General features: G+C 43.1%; 10 protein-coding genes and 3 tRNA genes. 3 read left to right on the top strand and 10 right to left on the bottom strand.

The features are described from left to right. Nucleotides 1-139 precede the first annotated feature (139 nt). Nucleotides 140-835: a DedA family protein gene (locus tag ACPEIW_RS01120; RefSeq protein ID WP_016636020.1), complete on the top strand. Its 696-nt coding sequence runs from the start codon at nt 140-142 to the stop codon at nt 833-835. Nucleotides 836-930: 95 nt separating this feature from the next. Continuing rightward, nucleotides 931-1,003, top strand: a tRNA-Ala gene (locus ACPEIW_RS01115). Nucleotides 1,004-1,336: 333 nt separating this feature from the next. Here ACPEIW_RS01115 and ACPEIW_RS01110 read toward each other — a convergent pair. From ACPEIW_RS01110 to ACPEIW_RS01070, 9 genes are all read right to left on the bottom strand, one after another. Next, on the bottom strand, nt 1,337-3,430 hold the full coding sequence (locus tag ACPEIW_RS01110; RefSeq protein ID WP_425663904.1) for a serine/threonine protein kinase: 2,094 nt from the start codon (nt 3,428-3,430) through the stop codon (nt 1,337-1,339). Nucleotides 3,431-3,614: 184 nt separating this feature from the next. Then, nucleotides 3,615-4,973, bottom strand: coding sequence for a UDP-N-acetylglucosamine 1-carboxyvinyltransferase (gene murA, locus ACPEIW_RS01105; protein WP_050566871.1), 1,359 nt, complete (start codon nt 4,971-4,973; stop codon nt 3,615-3,617). 118 nt (nt 4,974-5,091) lie between these two features. Next, nucleotides 5,092-6,555, bottom strand: coding sequence for a metallophosphoesterase (locus ACPEIW_RS01100; protein ID WP_020973224.1), 1,464 nt, complete (start codon nt 6,553-6,555; stop codon nt 5,092-5,094). 718 nt (nt 6,556-7,273) lie between these two features. Further along, nucleotides 7,274-7,345: transfer RNA gene (locus ACPEIW_RS01095), tRNA-Gln, on the bottom strand. Between the two features lie 40 nt (nt 7,346-7,385). Further along, nucleotides 7,386-7,458: transfer RNA gene (locus ACPEIW_RS01090), tRNA-Glu, on the bottom strand. Nucleotides 7,459-7,640: 182 nt separating this feature from the next. Continuing rightward, nucleotides 7,641-9,203, bottom strand: a complete 1,563-nt coding sequence (gltX, locus tag ACPEIW_RS01085) for a glutamate--tRNA ligase (protein ID WP_425663901.1) — start codon at nt 9,201-9,203, stop codon at nt 7,641-7,643. A 27-nt stretch (nt 9,204-9,230) separates the two neighbouring features. Then, a complete protein-coding gene (locus tag ACPEIW_RS01080) occupies nt 9,231-10,187 on the bottom strand; it encodes a hypothetical protein (protein WP_425663899.1) in 957 nt (318 codons plus the stop codon). A 91-nt stretch (nt 10,188-10,278) separates the two neighbouring features. Further along, entirely contained in the window at nt 10,279-10,911 is a 633-nt protein-coding gene (locus ACPEIW_RS01075; RefSeq protein ID WP_425664360.1) for a histidine phosphatase family protein, read from the bottom strand. A 35-nt stretch (nt 10,912-10,946) separates the two neighbouring features. Continuing rightward, a complete protein-coding gene (locus tag ACPEIW_RS01070; RefSeq protein ID WP_425663897.1) occupies nt 10,947-11,456 on the bottom strand; it encodes a GtrA family protein in 510 nt (169 codons plus the stop codon). Between the two features lie 137 nt (nt 11,457-11,593). Here ACPEIW_RS01070 and ACPEIW_RS01065 point away from each other — a divergent pair, with 137 nt between their 5' ends. Then, nucleotides 11,594-11,941 (top strand): phenylpyruvate tautomerase MIF-related protein, encoded by a 348-nt coding sequence (locus ACPEIW_RS01065; protein WP_004124315.1) that lies wholly within the window; start codon nt 11,594-11,596, stop codon nt 11,939-11,941. Between the two features lie 253 nt (nt 11,942-12,194). On the opposite strand, the gene brnQ is transcribed toward ACPEIW_RS01065, so the two are convergent. After that, entirely contained in the window at nt 12,195-13,709 is a 1,515-nt protein-coding gene (brnQ, locus tag ACPEIW_RS01060; RefSeq protein WP_116438169.1) for a branched-chain amino acid transport system II carrier protein, read from the bottom strand. Nucleotides 13,710-13,778: the final 69 nt, after the last annotated feature.

Below are 13,778 nucleotides of genomic sequence, written 5' to 3'. Positions count from 1 at the left end.
CTCTTGCATTCTCCTTTAACGTGCTAAATTCTAAATGAATACCTTACCAGCCACATTCCCCTATCTAAAGCGTGCAATATAATGATACTCCACGCGATTGCAACAAAATTCGCAATCACAAACAGATTTAGGTACACACATGGGTTTTATTCACTTTATTCTTAACCTTCTTAAAGATCCGCGCTCCGCTATAGCTGGCTGGATTGCTATGGGAACTGCTCCTGCTTTAGCATTGATTTTTCTAATCATTTTTATTGAAACAGGCGTTGTATTCTTCCCATTCTTGCCTGGAGATTCCTTGCTTTTTGCAGCTGGATTCTTTGCAGCTCCAGATGCACAAACTGGTAAAAGCTCGCTTCCACTTGCGATTTTGCTCGTAGCTGTTTGGCTTGCACCAATTATTGGCGACCAATGCAACTACTTTATTGGCCACTTTTTTGGCAGGCGAATCGTTGAATCAGGCAAAGTTAAAGCCCTAACGCCAGAACGCATTGCCAAAACAGAGCAAATGATTGATAAGTGGGGGCCAATTGCAGTGTTCTTAGGCAGATTCTTCCCATTTATTCGCACATTTATGCCTTTTATTTCTGGCATTTCTGGCATGCGTTGGACTCGTTTTACTCCTTTTTCTGTTCTTGGCGGAATAGTGTGGTCGTCGCTTTTTACTCTTCTAGGCTACTTCTTTGGCAACATTCCTTTTGTTCAAAAGAATTTTGAGCTTGTTATAGTGGCGATTTTGCTTATTTCTCTTGTGCCAACTTTTATTGGACTTTACAAAGCTCATGCTGCAAACAAAGCCAAAAAGCAATCGGAAGGCAAATCGCAGCAAGATTAACTAAAGAATTAGCAACGTTTTACAACACTCCAACGCTGTTAGCGTTGTACTTTTACGCATTTTGTAGTACAGTGTGCAGAGTTGTGTAAAACATTGGGGCTATAGCTCAGTTGGTAGAGCGCTTCGTTCGCATCGAAGAGGTCGTGGTTTCGATTACCATTAGCTCCACTAAGCCCACTGCATTCATTCCACCGCAGTGGGCTTTTTCTTTGCAAATCCCCCTTATTTACAGCTAACAAGGTTTGAGTATTTCTTTACTTGGTATTGCGCGAGGTTTGAGTATTTCTCTCCTCGCAAGTCCCGTCGCTACGCTCCTCTTTTATTGCTCGTATAGAAATACATCAAACCTTCTGGATATCTAGGACTTTTGCGTGGTGTTCATCGCCGAGATTCTCGATTTTTCTTCTTCATTCGATGAATCACCACCTTCGGCGCTGAGGTTCATCTCATTCAGTGCGAAAAATCTCGAATCTCTACCTTGCTTGGCAAAATCTTTAAATCCTAAACGCCGCTGTTATCAAATGTGTTTTCAATCGAATCTATAAGCGGATCCGCCTGACTCATTATGCTCTTAACTCTGTTATCAACGTTTTTATTTTGCGACTTCAAAGACCGTGCTAAATCCAACGCATCGTCAAAAATCTTTTCAACAATATCTTGATTTACGCCATCTGCCTTAAATTGCGCACTCCAAGAGTTCAGTGACTCAAACACAATCTCACTTGCATCTATTTTTACAATCTCATTTTCGTTTTTCTTTGCATTTTCAACAAAAGCGCGCAGCTTTCCAGAATACTCTCGCACTTTAGGCGTTGGCTTACCTTGCGAATAGTTTGTAAGATCTAAGTAGCCTTTGCCAAGCGTAGAATACATTAACCCCGACTCATAATCCTTTGCTTTAACACCCTTTAACGCCTCTTCAAACCACTTTACAGACTGTTCAATTCGTTCCTTTCTATTCGCACTACTTGATTCTTCTTTATCTTTAACTCCGTAATACCAATACGCTTTTCCAACAGATAAGCATAATTCATACCAATCTTCGGATTTTTTAAGATCCGACTTGTACTTATTAACAAACGACGTAAAATCTTCTCTTTCGCTTGCGCTCCACCGAAAATCTTCAATCTGGTTTACTAAAAGTCGCAACGCTGGCTGAATAGACATAGGCTGAACATTTGCGTTAAAAAGCTTTACTTGTAAAAACATAGCTTTATTAACGTATTCAACAATCTGCTTAGAATCTGTTGATTTTGCAGCCTTAACCATGTATTTTTTATACTCTTGCGCACTGCTTGTTATATTGCTCGCATGCTTGTTTTTTGTAGAAATATTTCCGCTTTTTACATATGATCGCGGCTCTATTACTTTCACTCTGCCTGCATTTGTTATTACAGATTTACAAGCAAATGCAAAAACAACACATCCAATAAATGCCATTAAGACGCAACAAACAATCTTAAAAATATTTTTCTTGCCATTTTTAACGCCATTTTTAACACCATTTTTCTTGTGTCTTTTGCCAATATTTTGATTACCACTTTCTACGCGTAATCGCGCTCTAGCACGGCTGCTACGACTTGCATCATATTTTTTGCACGTTTGCGCACCTCTTGCACGCCTTTTATTGCGCGAAACAAGACCAGATTCTCCCATATTTGATTCAACTTTTTCGCCAAATTCTAAATGTTCTAAACAATCTTTTAGCGCTTGAGAAAACTCCGCACAATCTTCGTATCGATCCTTTGGATTATGCGCCAATGAGCGCATTAGCACATAGCGCACACCACTATCGCAATCATCGCAGCTCAAGTCGAAGTTAGTAAGCGGATGAGATTTATTAGAATCCTTAAAATCTAAAGTCTGATTACTAGAAAAACTAGAAAAATCGGAATTGTTAAAACTTAAAGAGGAATCGGAATGATTGGAACTCTCGCAATAGCACGTACCCGTAAGCGCGTAAAACAACGTTGCTCCAAGCGCATAAACGTCTGTAAAAACGCCGATTTTAGCATCCTGCTCAAAAAGCTCGGGAGCTGCAAATCCACATGTTGCAAAACGCGCATCTTGCTTAAATCGACTTGGTTGCACCAAAACACCATCTTCGCCTTTAAGCTCTAACGCAGAGCCAAAATCAATTAGATGAACGCTAGAATCATTAGAGATCATAACGTTAGAAGGCTTTAAGTCGCAATAAACAACAGCTGGATTTAACGAGTGAAGGTATTGCAATAATTCGCATAGCTGGATTCCTAAAGCGCATACTTGACTAGGAGTAATAACTCCACTTTGCGCAATAATCGTTTTTAGCGAACTTCCCTCAACATAGTCGCGAACTGCGTACGCTCTGCCATTTTCTTCAAAGAAATCAACGATTCTAGGAATACTAGGATGATTGCAATGATTCAAAACCTCGACTTCCGCTCGAAGCGATTGCAAAATCAAAGCTTTTTTATCACTATCTAAATTCTCATTAGACGTTTCTTTAACAGCCCATTTTTTGTGTAAAACATTGTCTACTGCAAGATAAACGCTAGAAGTTCCGCCCAAACCAAGCTTTCCCAAAAGCTGATATTTTCCACCTACACAAACCATATTTACCGCACTTTCATAAAATCAAACCGATAATAATCCTGTGCGCTAAACTCTATGCACTAATTCATGCAAAGAAAAGACTTAATGGAAAATGTGTACCAAAGCCATCAAAGCCCTAGAAAAATAAGGGAAAAGTTATCCACATTGCTTACATTGCTTACATTGCTAGCATTAATAACACTAATCAATCAATGTCTGCACCAAGAGCAGTGAGCTTGCCTCTAAAATCTGCATAGCCGCGGTCAATAAGCGAAATGCCCTTAACATTAGACGGCCCTTTTGCTGTAAGAGCTGCAATAAGATGACTAAAGCCGCCACGCAAATCTGGAACATCAATATCTTGACCAGTAAGAGGCGTTGGCCCAAAAATCACAGCAGAATGCTTGTAATTGCGCTGCTGGAATCGGCAAGGAAGAGAACCTAAGCACTCGCGATATAGCTGAATCATTGCGCCCATTTGCACAAGCGGTTTTGTAAAGCCAAAACGATTCTCATACACTGTTTCGTGCACAATACTCAAGCCTTTAGCTTGCGTTAAAGCAACAACAAGCGGCTGCTGCCAATCGGTCATAAAACCAGGATGAACGTCTGTTTCAATAGCAACTGGATGCAAGTCTCCGCCTGGATGCCAGAATCGAATACCGTTATCTGCAACGTCAAACTGTCCGCCAACTTTGCGGAAAACGTTTAAGAATGTCATCATTTCTGGCTGAGTTGCGCCTTTAATAAACACATCTCCGTGAGTTGCGAGCGCCGCCGAAGCCCAAGATGCTGCCTCAATCCTATCTGTTAAAGCAGTGTGATTGTAACCTTGAAGCTTATCTACGCCCTCAATCCTAAATGTGCGATCAACGTCTACAGAAATGATTGCGCCCATTTTTTGCAAAACGGCCACCAAATCCATAATCTCTGGCTCGATTGCTGCACCCGAAAGCTCCGTTTTGCCTTCTGCAAGAACAGCAGCAAGAAGAGTTTGCTCAGTGGCACCAACCGAAGGGTAAGGAAGATGGATTTTAGTTCCGCGCAAACCGTTTGGAGCAGTAATATGAATACCGTCTTCGTGGTCTTTGTTTACATTTGCGCCAAGCTTGCGCAAAGTTTCAAGATGGAAGTCTATAGGACGACCGCCAATATTGCACCCACCAAGCGCTGGAATAAAAGCCTCGCCAAGCCTGTGAAGAAGCGGGCCAGAAAACAGAATAGGAATACGAGAAGACCCAGACAGCGTGTCTACGTCTGCAACATCTGCAAGTTGAACGTTGCTTGCGTCAATGCTAACAACGCCTGCAGCGCCATCAACGTTTACGTTTACGCCATGCAATCTAAGCAAATCCGAAACAACATGAACATCTCTAATCTCTGGAACATTCTTTAACACGGATTTTCCAGGAGCTAGCAGCGCTGCAACCATCGCCTTGCTAACAAAGTTTTTTGCGCCACGAACTTTAATCGTTCCGTTAAGCGGCTTGCCACCTTCTACATGTAAAACGTCTGCAGCGTCGATGCCACTTTCGTTATGTTCAGCCGTGTTTTGCGCAGACACATTTACCTCTTTCGTTTGCAACTAAAACTAATTAACTATAATACCGATACGCGTGCCAATCGCATGTAAATTACGTTGCAATCGCGCTCAAATTCGCGCCAATGCTAAATAATCCGTGCTATTTTGCAACCATAGACCGCCATCTTCTTAAGATCCTTGCAAAGAGTGAAGGCTTTTGCAATAAATCGACTTCTGGCAAATCGTGGCTACAATCCGCGTTTAATCCATACGTGTACGCTTTCTTAGACGATGCTTTGCCAACTAAATCGCCAAATTCCAGCATTTGCGTTCTAGGCTCGTAAGGGTGACGAATGTCAAACTCAAGAAGCCTTGCTCCGCATTTAGAAGCCACTGGCCCGTAAGACGCAAATCCGCACGTTGCAGTGGCCATTAGAAGCATGCCAGAATCCTCGCACCTGCCCGCAAACGCGTTTCTGTGATCATGCCCTGCGCAAAAAGCAAAAGCACCAATCTTTTGCAAAATATCGTATTCACCGCTGTCTTTATCTGGGCAGCTCACGCCTTCTCCAAGATATCCATCTGGCAAAACGCGATTATCGTCTAAAGCGTAGTATTTTCCAGCAAAACGCCTATATCCTTCGATTGCGTGTTCTTTAGCAGCGCAATCTTTAGCAACTTCGCGCAGCAAATCGTAGTATTGCGGAAGCGGAAAATGCTGAAAAACGCAAAATCTTGGTGGCAAAAAGTTTGGCAAATCCGATAAAAAGTCAAGTGCCTTACTAGAAGGGCTTCCGTAGCCGCCGCGCTTTTCGTAATCGCCAGAATCTACAAGAACAATAGAAAATACGACTTTTTCTTGATTTACGTCCATAACAGGCAAAGCGAATGTTCCTGCTTTACAAGGAAATATGATTTGATTTGGCAAAATGCTTTTTGGAAGAGACATTGCGGATCCGCTAGAAAATTCTCCATCGGTTTGCTGGCGATTCAAGCATCCCGAAAACTCTTGATACAAAGAATCCAGCTCCGCGTTGCTTAATCCGCACTGAAAATCGTGATTCCCGTACGTTAGCGCCCAAGGAATTGAGCGATCTTCTAAAGGCTTTACCATGCATTTAATATGATCTAAGACTTTTTTGCGCGTATTTTGCAAATCTTTTTCATGCGACTTGCGCGCATCTGCTCCACGGTTATCTGCTCCACGGTTATCTTGCGACTCATCCCAGCGTCTTCGCACAAATGTGTTCGCAAAATCTTTAGCATACCCTGCAATTTGATTGCCACTAAAAATCACAATATCTGGCCTAACTGCATCGCAAGCAGACTCTATAAGCTTAATCGTGTCTTTGCTGATTTTTGGCGCATCTTGAACATCTGCAAACTGTAAAACGCGGAATTTTCCCGAAAGATGAAATTGCAACTTACCTAATCTTGCAGAGACGGATGTTGGAAGCTTTGACGAATCAGATGCGCTATACGAATTAGACAAATTAGACGTATTAGATGCATTAGACGACTTAGCAAAACTTGACGACTTAGCATTTTGAAAAGTCTCCTGCTCATTTAGGCTGCTTTTCAAAATCTTAGAGTCGCTTTTATCAGATTCTGCAATTTCTAACATAGTTCAAGCATACGGCACAGCATCTGGCGTATCAACAAAACACGGCAAAACACTAAAAATCATTAATGATTATTCAAGATGACGCAAAACAAGGCAAGATGACGCAAAACACAGCAAAACACCGCAAAAATAGCGTTTTTTTACAATATTTTAAGATAACTTTAAGCTAATAACCTATTCGCATTAAGAAAAGAGTGGTTAGATATAAAGCATAGACGGAATAAATCACAATAATCAGTGATTTAGAACTAATAACTGAACCTCTCTTCTTCTCTTCTTTCAAACCCCCGAGCCAATCACTCGGGGGTTTTGTTTTGCGCAAGACTTGCACAAGAGGCACGTAAGATTCGATTACCGCCAAACGCTTGTATGGCAACACGTGAGTTATGATTTCTTACACACTTTTTGGCCTATAACACAAAAAGGTAGGTAATCGTTAGCGCGGTCTAAGCGCGCTAACGTCTTCGCCGCACAGAAGCAGTGCTTCTGTTTTGAGCGGCTCAGCGAATCGAAGTGCATTCGCGCGCTACGCTATTCCTCACGGCTATTAGTAGCCGCTCGGCTGATTTGGCATGTAAAGTCCACTGGACTTTACATTTGAGCCAAATCACGCTTTGAAGGAGCTTGAAATGCATTATGCAATTTCAAGCTCAGTCAAAGCGCCCATGCAAGTCGATTCGCGAACAAAAAAAGCCCCCGCTATTACGAGAGCTATTCGCTGGGGTACCTGGACTCGAACCAAGAATGGATGAACCAGAATCACCTGTGTTGCCAATTACACCATACCCCAATTGGCAGGCTTCGCGGCTCTTGGAACCGTTCCGTCTTTGTACCCCCGACCGGATTTGAACCGGTGTTGGCGCCGTGAGAGGGCGTAGTCCTAGGCCGCTAGACGACGGGGGCTTAATTTATTTGCTACGCCTCTAGACGCAACAAATGTCGACTTTACAACATAACGCAAGTATATGCAACTAGCGGCGTGTCGCACAACAACCAAATCAACAACAAATCATATACAAAAATGCTCCAATGCAAGCAAAAATCAACAAGCATTGGAGCAAAACAGCATTAAAGCTTAATCATTTTTACAAATGCTCACGCAATCCAGCTAAACGAGCCAAAGTCACGTCTTTGCCAACGATTTCCATGGACTCAAAAAGCGGAGGCGAAACTCTGCGGCCAGAAAGAGCCACTCGTACAGGGCCAAACGCCAATCGCGGCTTGTAACCAGCTTCTTCAACAAGCTTCTTGTTCAAAAGCTCGTGCAAAGAATCCGTATGCCAATCAGAAGAATCAACACTTTGCAAAGCAGGAATAGCCGCATCGAGCACATCGCCAGCAGATTCCTTAAGCTGCTTACGCGCATCGTCATCTGGCTCAATGTAGCCATCTTCGCTTAACAGACTACCGACCATACCAGCAACTTCACCAAGCAAGCGCACGCGAGGCTGAACAAGAGGAGCAGCAGCGCTAAGCACTTCGCGTTCGCGACTAGTCAATGCATCCCAATTGTCCGCACTAACTACGCCATCCTTATGCAAGTAAGGCACAGAACGATTCAAGAAGTCTTGAGGCTCAAGCATGCGAATATGTTCAGCGTTAATGGAAATTGCTTTGTCTAAGTCGAAGTGTGCAGGGTTTGCTTTAACGTCTCGCACATCAAACTTTTCAATCATCTCGTCCATAGAGAACACATCGCGATCAGGCGCAATCGACCAGCCGAGCAAAGCCAAGTAGTTCAGCAAGCCTTCTGGAATAAAGCCGTTATCTCTATGCAAGAACAAGTTAGACTCAGGGTCTCGCTTAGAAAGCTTCTTCTTACCTTCGCCCATAACGTAAGGCATGTGGCCGTAAAGCGGAGTTTCCTTAGCAATACCCATTTCCATAAGATAACGGTAAAGCACAATCTGACGAGGTGTGGAGCTAAGAATATCCTCACCGCGCAAAACAACGTTCACATCCATCAACGCGTCATCAACAGGGTTCGTAAGCGTATAAAGCGGATCGCCATTCGGGCGCACAATCACATAATCTGGAACAGAACCAGCCTTAAAAGTGATTTCGCCACGAATCAAATCGTTAAAAGTAATGTCTTCATTTGGCATCTTCAAGCGAAGCGCAGGCTTTCTGCCTTCATCGCGGAAAGCTTGCTTCTGCTCCTCAGTAAGGTTTCTGTCGTAACCATCGTAGCCAAACTCAGCTGGTCTATCTGCAGCAATATTGCGCTCTTTAATCTCTTCTGGAGTAGAGAATGATTCGTAAGCGTATCCTGCTTCAAAAAGCTTTTTCGCTACGTCTTTATAAATCTCCATACGCTGCGACTGGCGGTACGGGCCATTTTCTCCGCCAACATCAATGCCCTCGTCCCAATCAATATTTAGCCAACGAAGAGCCTCAATAATCTGCTGGTAGCTTTCTTCGCTATCTCGCTCGTTGTCCGTGTCTTCAATGCGGAAAAGCAACTTACCATGCGTGTGGCGAGCCTCTGCCCAGTTAAACAGCGCGGTACGAACCATGCCAACGTGAGGCGTGCCGGTTGGCGAAGGGCAAAAACGCACGCGAACATTCTTTGGAAGTTCAGGCTTTGTGGATTTTGTTGCATTATTAGCAACTTCTTGAGTTTCCTCTGTATCAGTCATAGGTTCCATTGTGCCGCGCGTTACGGACGTGCCAATCTAGTCAAGAGCTTGCGTTGATTCCTTATTACCTTCCACATGCGCAAACTTAGCAGCAAGAGCTTCGCGAGACTTTCTATCGTCTTCTTCTTTTGCAAGCTTCTTAGCCTCTTCTGGGTCCCAAAGAACGTCTTCCTTATGCTTTGACCATTCACGCTCAAGCAATGGAGCCGCAAATTCAACCAGCGCGCTCATACTATTTTTACTATTTTCGCTATTTTCGCCATCATCGCCATCATCGCCACTTTTTACGCAATCAACAAGCGCACGCCACTGATCATCCTTAAACATCATTCGAGGAATTCCAGCGCACTCACAAACTTCGTTAATATATAGGAATATAGGCAAAGTCTCGTAAATGTTACTGGTTTTTTCAATAAGACTTTTAAGAATAGACAGTATTGCCGTAATTTTTTGCGATTCTACAGAATTAAGTCCGCAAAAATCACACTCTTGTTTTGCGCACCTGAACGCATCTTGCAAGCTCTCAACGCTCCAATTCCCTGCAACGCTTAGAGAATCCGCAGCACCGTTGATTGCGTTAACATCGTTAGAAAGATTGGACTCAAGCTTGTTAAAAATAGCGCTAACATCATTCGTGTTATTTTCTAGCTCTTCTTGCGCTTCGCTATAGTCTGGGTCGTAGCATAAATCCATATCATCGTAAGCGTTTGCTGCCGCCAAAAGCGCGTCAACTATCTCTTGCGGACGCCCTGGAATTTCATCCGCACCCTCATACACAAACTCTGCATCTGGAACAGTAACGTCTAAATCCGTAATAATTCGTGCAATAGCGCGAATCGCCCTAACTTCTAGGTTTTCCGCATATTTTGCGTCATTATCTAAATGGCGTGCTTCGCTTAAAGGCCACAATTTAGTTAAATCCGCGGCCGACTTTGCAGCAGACTCAAGCAAATCTAAAGCTTTTGAATCCAGCTTTTCTACAGAATCACCCATAATAACGCTCCTTCGCATTAGCCGTAAAAAACACGGTTTCTACGCATCTTTTATGCATATTTTAAGTCTACTGCTTATTATTCCACACGTTCTATTGCACACGCGCCGCAGGATCCACATATGTGATGGAAAGCACATTCATATTTGTGCAATCGTATGTAATCGACGTAATCGACGCCAAAGCCGTCTTGCGTAAAAGCATATTGTGCTCCGCGTGGCCAGTTTCTAGCAGATGACGATAAGACCATATTGGCGATTCATGCGTTACAGCTACGATTTGTTCGCCTGGGTGATTTTTCACTTGTTCGCGCGCAAAATCGCCAACGCGAACTGCGATGCTTTTGTAGGATTCTCCCCAACTCGGCTTCCACAAGTTAGATACAAGCTTCCAATTGTTGTTTTTCCACAAAGCGCCTTCGCCGTAGCCGATTCTTTTTCCGCGAAAATTGTTTTCCGCTTCGATTAGACGATTGTCTAAAATAATCGGGCCAATTTGCAAAGCGTTTGCGATTTGTTGCGCCGTTTCTTGCGTGCGCTCCAAAGGAGACGAATAAATAGCACTAATTCCGCGCATTTGTGGAACAGTAGCAATATATTTTGCTGTAGCGCGAGCCATTTTTAAGCCGCGATTAGATAAGTGAAATCCTGGCAATCTCTCGTAAAGCACGTGATTTGGATTTTCCACTTCTCCGTGGCGCACAAAATGAATAGTCGTAGCTGGCATATTTTCTAAACCTACTTCCAAACCTACTTCCAAACCTATTTCCAGCCTTTTGGAGTGTTGCTTAACGACCACTCGCCCAACTTGTGAGCAAAAGTATTGTCTTCAGCGGCATCATAATCAGGTTTTTGCGACTTTGTGTCATCTAAAAGCCATTTTCTAATAACAAAATTCCACACAGCTACAACAACTGTTGCAATAAGCTTGCCAATGTTTGTGCGAAGCATGTAAATCGCAGTACCGCGCAAAGCTTGCGACATTCCAAGCGTGCTAAGCCAAATAATCGCATCGTTAATAAGCAAACCAATAACTGCAGAAATAACAAAAATTAGCAATTCCATCCAACGAGCCATGTCTTCGCGATGCTTAAACACGTACTTCATGCTGGCAATGTAGTTAAAAATAAGTGAGATTATAAAAGATATTGTTCCAGCAACAACGTTATTAAGATGCACAAGAAGAAGCAGATTTAGCAACACTACGTCAATAATCAGCGCAATGATGCCTACGATTCCAAACTTAACAACCTGTTCAATAAGTTTTTTCATACATTCAATTAAACACGCGGAGGTTAACAATTCACTATAATTATTGCGTAACACAAGTTTATTATTGCGTAGCGCAAGTTGCGTAATACAAGTTTATAAAACTTAGCAAATTTATAAAATTTAGCAAAGGAGCGATTATGCCAGTTATTCACACTCACGTTTCTGTAAGCACTACACCTGCTCAGCGCGATGCCTTAAAAGCAGCGTACGGCAAGGCGATTAGCGCGGTTCCAGGCAAAAGCGAGCATTGGCTTATGTGCCCGTTTGAAGACAATATGCCAATTTATTTTGCAGGAGATAATACTAAGCCTGCAGCTTACGTTGAAGTGAACGTGTTTGGTTCTAGCGTTCCAGGCTCGGCTTGGGAAAAGTTGACAGAGCAGATTATGGCAGCTTTGAATCGCGAGCTTGGAATTCCACAAGATCGCACTTACATTCGCTACACTGCAACAACTGACTGGGGTTGGAACGGCGGCAACTTCTAGTCGCAACTCGCAAGCAATCACATCAAAAACCTAAACAAAAGCCTACCGCAAACAAGCACGGTAGGCTTTGGTTTTTAATTGTTCAGCTTTGGGAGATGGTATTGATTGAATAATGCGCAAAATTCCTTGCATACCAGCGGCATCTGTCTCATATTTTTTCCCGTCAGACGATGCAAGTTTCAGCTGTCGACAAAATGTCGACAACTGACTTTTTTCTTATCTGTTATGCGCTTTTACACAATACCAATAGTCACTAGGATTGATTGCCAAAATTAGGCTCGTCAAACTCAGAGCTGCTTGAAGAATAATCATCGCTACTAGCAACGCTGCCTTCAAGATCTGGGCCAGCAGCTGCACGAGCAACCTCTTCCATACCTTTGTTGTCACATAAAACCATGCGAACATAGCCAACAACAAATCCAACAGCAGCTGGGCAAACCCAAGCCATTCCGAATTCCGAGAACGGCAGCCAGTTTTGAGCAACAATCAACATATCATTCATATGCAATGCGTTGCGCAAAGCTGTTGGCAAACTATTCAAAAAGTCAAATACAGCTGCAACACCAGTAAAACCAAGCGTCCAAGCGTACACGACCTTGGAATTTCCAAAAAGTCGACCGCACAAAGCCAAAAGAATCAATACGATTGAAAGCGGATACAAGAACATTAATACTGGAACCGCATATTCGATGATTGCGCTCAAACCAAAGTTTGCAAGGCCAAACGAAACAAGCGTAATCAATACAGACCAAACTCTGTAGCTAGGACCCTTAGGGAATAGCTTAGAGAAAGTTTCCGAACAGCTTACGATTAAGCCAACTGCCGTCTTTAAGCATGCAAGAGTTACAGTTGCAGCAAGCACAAATAAGCCAACGTTACCAAGATGATAGCGTGCAACTTGCGCCAAAGTCACGCCACCATTTTCCGCAGGTGGGAACAGCGCGCGGCTACGCACACCAACAACAACAATCGCAACGTAAATCAACGCCATAAGCAAGCAGCTAAAGAATCCAGAGCGAGCAGTATTTACTGCCACATCTTTAGGATCTTTTACACCAAACTGACGAATGGTGCTAACAACCACAATTCCAAATGCCAAGCTAGCTAAAGCATCCATTGTGTTGTAGCCATCTAAGAATCCTGTAAAGAATGACTTATTAACATAATTTCCTATAGGAGCAGCATCCGAAGAAGCACCACTTATAGGAGAAAATAGTGCAGTAAATACCAAAACCGCTAGGAACACAAGGAAGATTGGCGTAAGAACTTTGCCAACCCATGTAAGTATGCCGCTTGGCTTCATAGCAAAGAAGAACGCGAGCGCAAAGAACACTACAGAGAACAAGAACAAGTACAGTTGTCCGTTTCCGTCTTGCGGAATAATTCGCTCCAATCCAACAGTGTATGAAGTTGTTGCGCATCGCGGAATTGCAAAGAATGGGCCGATTGTTAAATAAAGAACGCACGTAAAGAACATGCCGTATTTTTTGCTAGCTTTGCTTGAAAGCTCAAAAAGGCCATTTGCGCGGCTCATTGCAAGAGCTGTAACGCCTAACAATGGCAAACCAACGCCAGTAACAATAAAGCCGATTGTTGCAGGAGCAGAATTGTTTCCTGCGTTAGCACCAAGAAATACTGGGAAAATAAGGTTTCCAGCGCCAAAGAACATGCCAAACAACATGACCGCCACGTATGCGGACTCAATAATTGTCAAGTTCCTTTTTTTCGGGGCACTGTCTGTGCTGACACTTTGTGTTGTGACGCTCATGCTACACCTCCTATATGGTGAAAAATTGTTTAAGCATATTATTTAACGCATTTAATAACAAAACTGAAA

It is taken from the genome of Gardnerella piotii (genome assembly GCF_049815665.1).
GTDB classification, from domain to species: Bacteria; Actinomycetota; Actinomycetes; order Actinomycetales; family Bifidobacteriaceae; genus Bifidobacterium; species Bifidobacterium piotii.
Note: the sequence above shows the minus strand (reverse complement) of the source record. Positions and strands in the feature narration are given on the sequence as shown.

Coding starts and splice junctions, on each gene's coding strand:
- ACPEIW_RS01110 (WP_425663904.1), bottom strand. CDS start 3,430: ATGGTTTGTGTAGGTGGAAAATATCAGCTTTTGGGAAAGCTTGGTTTG.
- gltX (WP_425663901.1), bottom strand. CDS start 9,203: ATGGAACCTATGACTGATACAGAGGAAACTCAAGAAGTTGCTAATAAT.
- ACPEIW_RS01100 (WP_020973224.1), bottom strand. CDS start 6,555: ATGTTAGAAATTGCAGAATCTGATAAAAGCGACTCTAAGATTTTGAAA.
- ACPEIW_RS01120 (WP_016636020.1), top strand. CDS start 140: ATGGGTTTTATTCACTTTATTCTTAACCTTCTTAAAGATCCGCGCTCC.
- ACPEIW_RS01070 (WP_425663897.1), bottom strand. CDS start 11,456: ATGAAAAAACTTATTGAACAGGTTGTTAAGTTTGGAATCGTAGGCATC.
- ACPEIW_RS01065 (WP_004124315.1), top strand. CDS start 11,594: ATGCCAGTTATTCACACTCACGTTTCTGTAAGCACTACACCTGCTCAG.
- ACPEIW_RS01075 (WP_425664360.1), bottom strand. CDS start 10,911: ATGCCAGCTACGACTATTCATTTTGTGCGCCACGGAGAAGTGGAAAAT.
- ACPEIW_RS01080 (WP_425663899.1), bottom strand. CDS start 10,187: ATGGGTGATTCTGTAGAAAAGCTGGATTCAAAAGCTTTAGATTTGCTT.
- brnQ (WP_116438169.1), bottom strand. CDS start 13,709: ATGAGCGTCACAACACAAAGTGTCAGCACAGACAGTGCCCCGAAAAAA.